Genomic DNA, 11,076 nt, shown 5'->3' on the forward strand with positions numbered 1-11,076 from the left:
GGGCTGGGGCTGGTGGGGCTGGGGGGGCTGGCCACGGGCCGGGCTTGGGGGAGCCTCCTCTTGCTGGGCGCCTTCCTGGCCGTGGCCGCCCGGCGGGAGGCAAGGACCATCCCCTTTGCGGTGCTCCGCTGGGCCTTGGGCGGGCCCCGCCCCCTCACCTTGGGGCCCGCCCGGCTTCTGGCCGCGCCGCGGGGGGCCCGAGTCTGGGAGGTGGCCGGCCGCCTGGGCCCCGGGCCTTACCGCTTGGTGGTGGTGGTGGGCCCCCGGGGCCGGGTGGCGGGGTTCCTGGGGGAGGGCACCCTCATGGACGCGCTCGCCGGGGGCCGGGGGGAGGCCCGCCTGGAAGAGCTCCTCGAGGGGCAGCCTCGCCCACACCCCGAAGAGGACCAGGCGGGGGCCGCCGGGCGGGACGGGGCGGAAAGGCAGGATGGTGGGGCGTCTCCGGCCGCTTGGGGGGACTAGGGCGAACGGAAGAGCCCCTTTGACAGGTTGGCCCCGCTATGGTATGTTAGTTTAGGCAACGCATGTTCGCCGCCCGTTTCCGCTCTGACTCGGAGGTGCCGCTTGGACCGGCGTGCATGGAGTCAGGTCGAGGCCCGTGCATGGGCGATCCAACCTGTCCCATACTACCTCACAGGGGCGCGAACCCTTCACCCCTTCTTGGTCCGTGCCCATCCTGTTTGCCACCGCCCGAAGCGGATTCGGGACGCAGCACCCTTTTTGCCCTTGCGAGCGCCACAAGGCGCGCTTTGTGCCGGAACGCGCCGGATCCTGTGCCGGCGTGGTGTTCGCCCGCCGATTGGGGTGATTGGAGTGACACTTGATGCGCAAAGAGATCGTGGTCAACGTCGGCCACGGCGAGACGCGAGCCGCGGTGTTGGAAGACCGTCGGCTCGCTGAATTGTACATTGAACGTGACGAGGACGAGCGGGTTGTCGGGAACATCTACAAAGGTCGTGTGGAGAACGTCCTGCCTGGGATGCAGGCGGCGTTCGTGAACATTGGGCTGGAACGGAACGCTTTTTTGTATGTGGACGATGCGCTGGCCCACCTCCGGAACGGCAACGGGGGTGAGGCGAACCTTGACCGGGTGAAGGTGCGTTCCATCAAAGACGTGCTGCGCGAAGGCGACGAGGTGATCGTCCAGGTCAGCAAGGAGCCCATCGGGACCAAGGGCGCCCGGGTGGTCACCAACCTGACCCTGGCCGGCCGGTACCTGGTCCTCATGCCCACGGTGGAGTACGTGGGCGTCTCCCGCCGGATCCAAGAGGAGGCGGAACGGGCCCGGTTGAAGGCGCTGGCCAAGCGGCTCCGTCCCAAAGGCATGGGGCTGATCGTGCGGACCATCGCTGCCGGCAAGGACGAGGAGGACCTGATCCGGGACGCCCAGTTCCTGCTCAAGGTCTGGGACCGGCTCCGCCGGAAGGCGGCGGAGGCCAAGGCGCCGGCCCTCCTTTATAAGGATTACGACCTGGTCTACCGGCTGGTCCGGGACAGCTTCACCCCCGATGTGACCAAGTTCGTGGTGGACTCGGAGGAGGAGTACCGGAAGACCCTCGATCTCCTCGACAGCCTGGCGCCCAATCTGAAGGAGCGGGTCTACCGCTACCACGAGGGCCCGCCCATCTTCGAGGCCTACCAGATCGAGTCGGAGATCGAGAAGGCTCTGGATCGGAAGGTGTGGCTGCAAAGCGGCGGGTACATCGTCATCGACCAGACGGAGGCCTTGGTCAGCATCGACGTCAACACCGGCCGGTACATCGGCAGCACCAACCTGGCCGACACGGTCCTGCGGACCAATCTGGAGGCGGCCAGCGAGATCGCCCGGCAGCTCCGGCTCCGGAACTTCGGCGGGATCATTGTGGTCGACTTCATCGACATGGAGTCGAAGGAGCACGAGCAGATGGTCCTCCGGCGTCTGGAGGAGGAGCTGCGTAAGGACAAGACCAAGACCCACGTGCTGGGCTTCACCCACCTGGGTTTGGTGGAGATCACCCGGAAGAAGACCAAGCAGAACGTCCCGGACATCCTGCAGAAGCCCTGCCCCCACTGCGAGGGAAGCGGCCGGGTCCTGTCGGAGGCGACGGTCGCCCACCGGGTGGAGCGGGAGTTGCGGAAGCTTTCCCACACCACCCAAGCGGCGGCCTTCTTGGTGGAGGCTCACCCCTCGGTGGCCGCCCTGCTCATCGGGCCCGGTGGGTCCAACCTGAAGCGGCTGGAGAAGGAGCTCAACCGGACGGTGTACGTCCGGGGCGTGGAGAACCGACATGTGGAGGAGCCGTCCATCCTCTCCGGAAGCCGCGAGGAGATTGAGCGCCAGGCGATGCCCGTCCGGGAGGGGGATGTGGTCCGCTTGAAGGTGGAGGAGCCCCACATCTCGAACCCCAAGGACGGGATTGCCCGTCTTGAAGGGTATGTGGTCGATATCGAAGGGGCCGGCCGCAAAGTGGGCCAGCACCTAGACGTGGAGATTACCCGCGTCTTCCGAACCTACGCGAAGGCGCGGGTCGTTTCTCGGTAAGCGGGCCCGCCGCCCCCTGGGCGGGCGGCGGGCCGGCCCGGCCCCGTGCGTTGACACTCGCGGAAGGCCTTTGTTATACTCGCGCCGCGGGTTTGCAAGGCCGGGCCGCAGGAGGTGAGACGACGCGGTGTACGCTGTGGTTGAGACGGGTGGCAAGCAGTACCGGGTTCAGGAAGGCGACCGGCTCTTGGTTGAGCGCCTCGATGCCCCGGCCGACGGCGAGGTCACCTTGGATCGGGTCCTCTTGATCTCCGATGGGGAGACATGCCGGGTGGGCACGCCCGTGGTCGACGGGGCCCGGGTCGTGGCGCGGGTGGAGAAGCACCTGCGGGGCCGGAAGATTACCGTCTTCAAGTACAAGCCCAAGAAGAACTACCGGCGGAAGATGGGCCATCGTCAGGAGCTGACCCGAATCCGTATCGAGAAGATTGAGGGCTGAGCATGGTTCGTGTTGAACTCTACCAGGCTGGCCCCGGTGAGCTGATCGGGTTCCGCGCGGTGGGCCATGCCGGGTATGCGCCCCCGGGCGAGGATATTGTCTGCGCCGGGGTCTCCGCGCTGACCCAGGCCTGCGTCCTGGGCCTGAAGGATCACCTGAAGCTCCCCGTGGTCCTCAAGGCGGAGCACGGGTTGCTGGAATGCCGGCTTCCCCGGGAGATCCCTCCCGAGGCGAGGGCGCCGGCTCAGGCCATCCTGGAGACCATGGTGCTGGCCCTCCGGGAGATTGAAAAGGAGCACGGCCGGTATTTCGCGTTGATCTCCCTGGACGCGCCTCGCCCGTCCCGCCAGCGCCGGAGCCGGCGGGGGCGGCGGAGTGAGAGCCGGCCCGAACGTGCCAGCCAGGAGCCGGCCGGGGCTGAGGCGGCTCCAGCCGAGGCCGAGGTTGAACCGGCCAAGCCGGAGGTGGCGGACGAGGCGGCCGACGAGGCGCCTGCGGAGGCGCCGGCCCAAGAGGGGGCTGTCCAAGAGCGGGTTGCCCGGAGCCGTCCCGCCCGCCGGCGTCGGGGCACCCGGCGGCGGAAGGCCGAACCGGCCGCCGTGCTGCGGGAGGAGCCGGAGCCGGAACACCCGGAGGCGTCGCCTCCGGAGCCGGCGGCGGAGGAGGTCGGCGCCCAGCCTGAACCTCCGGTGCCTGCGGAGCCGGAACCCGAACCGGAGCAGCAGGTGGCCGTCGCGGAGGATCCGGTGGAGAAGCAGGTCCGGGCGATTATTCATCCCTTCCGGCGGCGCGTCCGTTCGTTCCGACCGGGAAGGCTGGGAAGGAGGTGGAGGCCGTGAGGTTCGATCTCCAGCGTTTCGCCCAGAAGAAGGGTCTCGGCAGCAGCCGGAACGGCCGCGACAGCAAGGCCAAGCGCCTGGGCGTGAAGCGGCATGACGGGCAGTTTGTCAACGCCGGCACCATCCTGGTCCGCCAGAGGGGAACCCGCTTCCATCCCGGCCCTGGGGTCGGGCGGGGGAAGGATGACACCCTCTTCGCCCGGGAGAGCGGGTACGTCACCTTCCTGACCAAGGGGTCGCGCAAGGTGGTGGCCATCCGGGCGGCTCAGTGAGGCGGACGCTCGCCTGGACGGGTGCAAGGACTTCTTTCATCGGGAGCCCTGGCCTGAGGTCAGGGCTCCTTGGCACCTTGGGCCCAGGCGGCCAGTGGGGGGAGCGACGTGTGGGTCGACCAGGTACGGATCTGGGTCCGGGCCGGGAACGGAGGCCACGGGGCCGTCAGCTTCCGGCGGGAGAAGTACGTGCCCGCCGGCGGGCCTGATGGGGGCGACGGCGGGCACGGGGGTCACGTCATTCTGGAGGCCGATGCCAGCGAGCGGACTCTGGTCGCCTTCCGGTACCGGAAGCGGTTCCAGGCGGAGAGCGGCCGGCCCGGTTCGGGGGCCCGCAAGCGGGGAGCCAACGGCGCCGATCTGGTCTTGAAGGTCCCCGTGGGGACCGTTGTGAAGGATGCTGCCACCGGGGAGGTTCTGGCCGACCTGGCCGAGCCCGGCGCCCGGGTGATCGTGGCCCGGGGCGGGTCAGGCGGCAAGGGGAACGCCCGCTTCGCCACCCCCACCCGGCAGGCGCCGGCCTTTGCCCAGAAGGGGCTGCCGGGGGAGGAGCGGGAGCTGGAGCTGGAGCTGAAGCTGGTGGCCGATGTGGGGCTGGTGGGCTACCCCAACGCGGGCAAGTCCAGCCTCATCGCCCAGTGCTCCGCCGCCCGCCCGGAGATCGCCAACTACCCCTTCACCACCCTGGTGCCCACCCTGGGGACCGTCTTCCGGGGGCCAGGCCGGAGTTTCGTCATGGCCGACATTCCGGGCCTCATCGAAGGGGCGAGCCAAGGGGCGGGGTTGGGCCACCAGTTCCTGCGGCATGTGGAGCGGAGCGGCCTTCTGGTCCAGGTGGTGGACGCTTCCGGCTTGGAAGGCCGGGACCCGGTGGACGACTTGCGGGTGGTCCGCCAGGAGTTGGAGGCGTACCAGCCCGAGCTGGTCCAACGGGTGAAGCTGGTGGTGGCCAACAAGATGGATCTGGCCGAAAGCCGCCAGCACCTGCCCCGGCTGGAGGCGGCCGCGGCCGAGCTGGGCCTGGAGGTGGTCCCGCTCTCGGCGGCCACGGGCGAAGGGGTGGACGCCTTCCTCGACCGGGTGGAGGCGCTCCTCGCCCAAAGGCCCAAGCCTGAACCCGCCACCCCTGGGGTCACCCCGCCGCCGGCGAGACCCCGGCGGAGGCGGGCCTCCCTGAAGGAGTTCACCGTCGAGAGGCAGAATGACGCATTTGCCGTTCGGGGCGAGGCCCTGGAGCGGATCGTGGCCCGGCTCGACCTGAACAATCCCGAGAGCCTCCGCTACCTCCAGCACATCCTGGAGCAGAACGGCGTCTTGCAGGCCTTGCGGGAGGCGGGGGCCCGGGAAGGGGACACCGTTTGGCTGGGTTCCGTCGAGCTCGAGTACGTCGAGGAGTGAACCGACGGCCGGCCGCCGGGGCTCGGCCCGCGGGAGGGGATGGCGACGCGGATCGGTATCATGGGCGGGACCTTCGATCCTATCCACTACGGCCATCTGGTCGCGGCCGAGGAGGCGCGCCACGACTTCCAGTTGGACCTGGTCCTCTTTGTGCCGTCGGGTCAGCCCCCGCACAAGACGGACCGGGCCATCACGGCGGCCAAGCACCGGTACCTGATGACGGTGCTGGCGACCTTGACCAACCCCCACTTCGCCGTCTCCCGGGTGGACATCGACCGGCCGGGGCCGTCGTACACCATCGACACCATCGAACTCCTCCGGCAGCAGTACGGCCCCGATGAAGAGTACTTCTTCATCAGTGGCGCCGATGCCATCCTGGAGCTGCTCACCTGGAAGGAGCCCGAGCGGCTCCTGGGCCTCTGCGAGTTTATCGCTGCCACCCGGCCCGGCTTTCCCCTGACGGCCTTGTCGGAGACGGTGGGTCAGCTGGGCGAGCAGTACGGGGCCCGGGTGCACGTGCTCACCGTGCCGGCCCTGGCCATCTCCTCCACCGACGTGCGGCAGCGGGTGGCTTCCGGCCGGCCCATCCGCTACCTGGTTCCCGAGACGGTCCTCTACTACATCGAGAAGAACGGCCTCTACCGGCCGCGGGTGCCCAGCCCGGCCGAGGAGGCGCCCCCGCTTGAAGGGCGCGGGGACGAGTTCACCGCGGATGAGGCGCCCGCGGACGAGGTGCCCGCCCCGGCCCCGTCGGCGGCACGGGGGGACGCGCCCTGAACCTGCCTGAGCCTGCCCTCCGGGCCTGGGTCCAGGAGTGGTTGCCCGAAGCTCTCTTCCACCACTCCGTGGGTGTGGCGGAGACGGCCCGGAGCCTGGCCCAGCGGTACGGGGTGGATCCGGAGGCGGCCTTCACCGCGGGACTCCTGCACGATCTTGCCAAGAACCTTCCCCCTGAAGGGCTGTTGAAGGCGGCTGAGGCCTCTGGTATCGTGGTGGACGGGATCGAGCGGGCCAACCCCAGCCTGCTCCACGGCCCCGTCGCGGCCGTGTGGGCGGAGAAGGAGCTGGGCATCACCGACCGGTCTATCTTGGATGCCATCCGCTACCACACCACGGGGCGGGCGGGGATGAGCCGGCTGGAGATGGTCGTCTACCTGGCCGACCTGATCGAGCCGGGCCGCCGGTACCCCGGGGTGGACCGGCTGCGCGAGCTGGCTGGGAAGGATCTGGTCGCGGCCTGTCGGGCCGGCCTGGATCAGACCCTCCGCTTCTGCCTGGACCGGGGCCTCTTGATTCATCCCCGGTCCTTCGAGGCCCGGAACGCGCTCCTGCTCGGGGGAGGGTGATTGGGGAGGTCTCGACGTGGCGGCGGGTGACGAGGGGAAGGATAGAGGCGTGTCGGCCGGACCCGACCTGATTGCAGAGCTTCGCCAACAGCTGGAAGAGCGCCGTGAGGCGCGGGCCCGGCGCCGCCGGAGGCGGTTCCTCCTGGCCGGGACCGGGGTCGCCCTCCTGGGGCTGGTCCTTTTCCTGTACGTCTTCTTCCTGGCCCTCCCTCCCTCGACGGCCCACCGGCCGGGGGCCCCTGTCCCCCAGGGCGCGGAAGACCGGCTCTTCGTCCTCATCATGGGCATCGACTCGCCCGTCAACGTGTCGGAACGGACGGACACCATGCTGGTGGCCAGCTTCAACCCCCGCACCGGGGAGGCGGGGGTGCTCTCCCTGCCCCGGGACACCCGGGTCCAGGTGCCCGGTCACACGGGCTACCGCAAGCTGAACGCGGCCTACTCTCTGGGCGGCCCGGAGCTGGCCGCCGAGACCGTCAGCCGCTTCTTGGGCATCCCCATCGACCACTACGTGGTCCTGAACTTTGAGAGCTTCGCCGGCATCGTGGATGCGGTGGGGGGCGTCGAGGTGACCGTCCGGCGGCCCATGCGGTATGAGGATCGGGCCCAGGGGCTCTTCATCAACATTCCCGCGGGCACCCACCGGCTGAACGGGGAGGAGGCCCTGGGCTTTGTCCGCTACCGGGCGGACAACCTGGGGGATGTGGCCCTGGTCAACCCGGCCACGGGCGAGTACGGCGGCCGGGTCCAGCGCCAGCTCGAGTTCGTCCACGCCCTGGCCAAGGCGGCCCTCCGGCCGGAGGTGTTGGTCAAGCTCCCACGCCTTCTGGTAGAGTATTATCGGACGGTCGAGACAGACCTGTCCGTCCATCAGATCACCCGGCTGGCCCGGGCCCTCACCCGGGTGTCGCCGGAGCAGGTGCGGACCGGGCTGGTTCCCGGCACAGCCGGCACCGAGCATGGCGTCGCCTACTGGATCCCGGATCCCATCTGGTTGCGGAGCACCGTGGCGGAAATCTTGCTGGGCGTGGAACGGCCGGCGGTCCAGGTGGTCAACGGCAAGGGCTCCGCGGGCCTGGCCGGACGGGTCGCCTTGGAGTTGAAGCGGCGGGGCTTCCCCGTGGTCCAGGTGGGGAACGCGGCCCGCTTCGGCATCCCCCAGACCCAGATTGAGGTGCCCCCGGGATGGGGGGACGAGGCGGAGGCGCTGGCCCAAGAGCTGCCGATCCGGCCCCAGCTGGTCCCCATGCGGGGCGAGGGCGGTTCCCTTAGGCTGGTGCTGGGGAACGATTTCCCCGAGGACTGGGCCATCGATCCTGCCGATCTGGATCGGGGGCTGATTCCCTGGGAAATGGGTCGAGGAGGTGTGGGAAGCTGAGGGCTGAGGAGATCGCCTTCCTGGCGGCTCAGGCGGCGGAGGAGAAGAAGGCCATTGATGTCCTCATCCTGGACCTGAGAGAGCAAACCGTCTTGGCCGATTACTTTGTCATCGCCAGTGCCGAGACAGCCCCCCACGTGCGCGCCATCGTGGAGGCGATCGAGGAGCAGGTCTCCCGAGCCGGGAAGGACCCCCTCCGCCGGGAGGGGCGCCAGGAGGCCCGGTGGATTCTGATGGACTACGGGTCGGTCGTCGTCCACGTGATGGATGAAGCAACCCGCGATTACTACGATCTGGAACACTTCTGGCGAGATGCCCCCCGGATCGAGCTGGCCGAGATGGCCCAATGGGCCCAGGCCAGCCAGTGAGGTGTCGTCGATTTCGATGAATCCCAACCGCAACGCGGAGGCCCACGCGGGGCCTCCTGACCCCCGTTGGTACCGCGCCGCGCTCGACCGCTGGGACCGGGTCCTGCTGGCCCGGGAGGGCGTGCGTCTTCTCCTCAAGGGCGTGCGGAAGCGTGAGGTGCGCCGCGCCCTGGGGTGGGACGGGCCCGGCGCCCAGACCGGGTCGGAGAACCAAGCGGTCTGGCCCCGGGTGCTGGAGCTGGGCTGCCGGACGGGCTGGCTGACGTGGCTTGTGGCCCGTCAGGCGCCGGTGCCGTGGACGGCCGTCGACAGCGATGCGGATCGCCTCGCCCTGGCCTCGGCCCGGGCGACGGGCCCCACCTGGGTCCGACAGGATCCGCAGAACCTTCAGGACGCCCTGCCCGGCGCTCCTTTCGATCTGGTGATCGTCCACCCGTGGGTGGCCAATGGCGTGCCTCCCCGGCAGCTGGAGGCCTTCCTCCGGGCCATCCGGGCCCAGGTGGACCCGGCCGCCGAGCCCGGCAGCGAGGGGAGCCCCGGCGGGGAGGGGGCGGCGCAACACGGCAGCGTCCTCCTCAGCCTCTACCGGCCGGTGCAGCTGGTCCACCGCTGGGCCCGCCTCACGGGCGGCGCGGATCTGGGCCACTGGGCCTGGGCGTGGCAAGGCGCGTACGATGCCGACGAGGACCGGGTGGACCTCCAGCTTCTGGCCTTCCTCCCCACCAGCACCCCCGGTCGGTTTGCCCGCATCGACGAGGTGGTGGAACTCTACGTCCATCCCTTGGACAGCCTGCGGGAGGCGGCGGAGGCGGCGGGGTTGGCCGGCGCCGACCGGCCCGTGGCCCGCGACGGGCACCACGCCCTCTACCTGCTCACCCCGGACAAGGCGGTGGACGCCTCCGGATCGGAAGGGTCCCACCAGGCCTCCCACCAGCTCTCGCCAGCCTGATAGAGCTCGGCGGCCCAACGCCACCGGCCAAGCTGCATGCAGAGCCGCGCCGCGCTCCGCAGGGTGGCGTGGCGCTCCCACGGTGAGGGGATGGCCCCGGCCAGCCGGAGGAGCTCCTGGCGTGCCTCGGGCCACGGCTTTTGCCCCACGGCCGCGGCCAGGCAGAGCTGGTGAGCCCGTTCTGAGGAGGGAGCGGGCGCCTGGAGGGCCGCCTCCACCAGGGCCCGGGCCCCGGCCAGATCGCCCTGGAGGAGGGCAAGGCGAGCCCGTTCGGAGCGGGTGAAGAGCACCAGCTCCGGCCTGGTCTGGGCCAGGTTCGCTTCCGCCCGCGCCAGGCGCTGGGCCGCCTCGCTCGCCCGGGCCGGCCCCTGGTCGAGGAGGGCTATGGCCACCGCCAGCTCCGCGATCCCCAGGCAGGGCGCGTGGCCGGTGGAGAGGAAGCGCTCCCGCGCCTCATCGGCCAGGAGGCGGCCCCGCTCCAAGGCTCCTGCCCCGTGGGCGGCGTGGGCGGCCTCCAAGAGCGCGTGGCCTTCCCCCACCTGGTCCCCCAGGGCCCGGTAGAGACGGGCGGCTTTGGCCGCCTGCTCCTCAGCCCGTCGGTGGGCGCCCATGCGCTGGAGGGCCCGGGCTTCCGAGTGGAGGACGATGGCCCGGAAGCGTTGGTCGGCCTGGTCTCCCTGCCGAGTCCACGTCCGCCGGGCCTCCCGGAAACACCAGAGCGCGTCGGGGCCGGGTGCCGCCTCGGCCAGCATCATCCCCAGCTCCCAGAGGGCCCAGGCCGCCTCCCGGAAGTGTCCCCGGCGCCGGTGGTGTTCCACACCGCCCCGGAGGAGGGGGACGGCTTGGTCCAGGCGGCCGTCGAGAAACCGAGTCCAGGCCAAGGCCCGGGCGCCGTGCCCTGTGGTCCCTCTGGGAAGCTGGGTGAGCGCGTTGAGGATGGTCCTGGCGCCGGCGACCTCCCCCCAGAGGGCCAGGGCCAGCCCCGCCTGGAGCCAGTCGGCCCGGGGAGGGTAGCTGGCGACCAGGGCCTCAGCCAGAGCCCGCCGCTCCGGAAGCCGTTCCAGCAGGTGGCGGACCACATGCCCCGAGGGTGCCCGCACGCCCGTCTCGATGGCGGAGATGTGGGCTTTGGTGCAGAAGCCCCGGCCCAACTCCGCCTGGGTGAGCCCGTGGCGCCGGCGGAGGGTCCGCAGCAGCTCTCCAAAAGGATGCCCAGCCATGAACCAACCTCAGACCCAGGTGCTCTTCGAGGGTCGAGGCGATCCCCCGAGAACAGTTACCATAAATCTACTCGATTGGGTCGATTGAGGCAAGGTGGTGGCATCCGATCGGGGTTCCCCATCCGGGAGCTGGGGACCGTGCTCGGGCCGGAGTAGCAGGGACGCGGCACCCAGCTCGTGTCTCTGAGGGGGCGTCCACTCCCACGCCCGGAAGGCCTCACCTCCACGGTCCAGTTGACCGCTGGATGAGCTTACCTCCGGTAGAATGCAAGCAAAAACTGGGAGGCAGGCTGGACGGAGGGGGTGCTCAGGCACCCCCTCCGACGCGCGACGACCGGCCCACCGG

The 11,076-nt window shown here is 70.2% G+C and carries 11 protein-coding genes and 1 pseudogene; 11 read left to right on the top strand and 1 reads right to left on the bottom strand.

From position 1 onward, the window contains the following. The 11 genes and pseudogenes from FWJ67_RS09765 to FWJ67_RS09815 form a co-directional block, all read left to right on the top strand. Window positions 1-462: pseudogene (locus FWJ67_RS09765) on the top strand (hypothetical protein); the annotation flags it as partial. 361 nt (window positions 463-823) lie between these two features. Next, window positions 824-2,521 (top strand): Rne/Rng family ribonuclease, encoded by a 1,698-nt coding sequence (locus FWJ67_RS09770; RefSeq protein ID WP_414482759.1) that lies wholly within the window; start codon window positions 824-826, stop codon window positions 2,519-2,521. A 127-nt stretch (window positions 2,522-2,648) separates the two neighbouring features. After that, window positions 2,649-2,960, top strand: a complete 312-nt coding sequence (gene rplU, locus FWJ67_RS09775) for a 50S ribosomal protein L21 (RefSeq protein WP_304171338.1) — start codon at window positions 2,649-2,651, stop codon at window positions 2,958-2,960. Window positions 2,961-2,962: 2 nt separating this feature from the next. Continuing rightward, a complete protein-coding gene (locus FWJ67_RS09780) occupies window positions 2,963-3,799 on the top strand; it encodes a ribosomal-processing cysteine protease Prp (protein WP_304171341.1) in 837 nt (278 codons plus the stop codon). After that, on the top strand, window positions 3,796-4,071 hold the full coding sequence (gene rpmA, locus FWJ67_RS09785; RefSeq protein ID WP_304171343.1) for a 50S ribosomal protein L27: 276 nt from the start codon (window positions 3,796-3,798) through the stop codon (window positions 4,069-4,071). Before FWJ67_RS09780 ends, rpmA begins: the two co-directional genes overlap by 4 nt. Before the next feature lie 108 nt (window positions 4,072-4,179). Beyond that, entirely contained in the window at window positions 4,180-5,469 is a 1,290-nt protein-coding gene (gene obgE, locus FWJ67_RS09790) for a GTPase ObgE (protein WP_304171344.1), read from the top strand. 39 nt (window positions 5,470-5,508) lie between these two features. Further along, window positions 5,509-6,246 (top strand): nicotinate-nucleotide adenylyltransferase, encoded by a 738-nt coding sequence (gene nadD / locus FWJ67_RS09795; protein WP_414481974.1) that lies wholly within the window; start codon window positions 5,509-5,511, stop codon window positions 6,244-6,246. 41 nt (window positions 6,247-6,287) lie between these two features. Continuing rightward, entirely contained in the window at window positions 6,288-6,815 is a 528-nt protein-coding gene (gene yqeK, locus FWJ67_RS09800; RefSeq protein WP_304171347.1) for a bis(5'-nucleosyl)-tetraphosphatase (symmetrical) YqeK, read from the top strand. Window positions 6,816-6,864: 49 nt separating this feature from the next. Continuing rightward, window positions 6,865-8,193 (top strand): LCP family protein, encoded by a 1,329-nt coding sequence (locus FWJ67_RS09805; RefSeq protein ID WP_304171349.1) that lies wholly within the window; start codon window positions 6,865-6,867, stop codon window positions 8,191-8,193. A gap of 20 nt (window positions 8,194-8,213) precedes the next feature. After that, the gene (gene rsfS, locus FWJ67_RS09810; RefSeq protein ID WP_304171374.1) at window positions 8,214-8,561 is read left to right on the top strand and encodes a ribosome silencing factor; all 348 of its coding nucleotides are present in this window, start codon (window positions 8,214-8,216) and stop codon (window positions 8,559-8,561) included. 16 nt (window positions 8,562-8,577) lie between these two features. After that, window positions 8,578-9,510: a class I SAM-dependent methyltransferase gene (locus tag FWJ67_RS09815; RefSeq protein ID WP_414481971.1), complete on the top strand. Its 933-nt coding sequence runs from the start codon at window positions 8,578-8,580 to the stop codon at window positions 9,508-9,510. Here the strand turns inward: FWJ67_RS09815 and FWJ67_RS09820 are convergent. Continuing rightward, window positions 9,426-10,730, bottom strand: coding sequence for a helix-turn-helix domain-containing protein (locus tag FWJ67_RS09820; protein WP_414481970.1), 1,305 nt, complete (start codon window positions 10,728-10,730; stop codon window positions 9,426-9,428). The genes FWJ67_RS09815 and FWJ67_RS09820 overlap by 85 nt on opposite strands. Window positions 10,731-11,076: the final 346 nt, after the last annotated feature.

The organism is Limnochorda sp. (assembly GCF_047459355.1).
In the GTDB taxonomy this organism is placed as follows: domain Bacteria; phylum Bacillota; class Limnochordia; order Limnochordales; family Limnochordaceae; genus Limnochorda.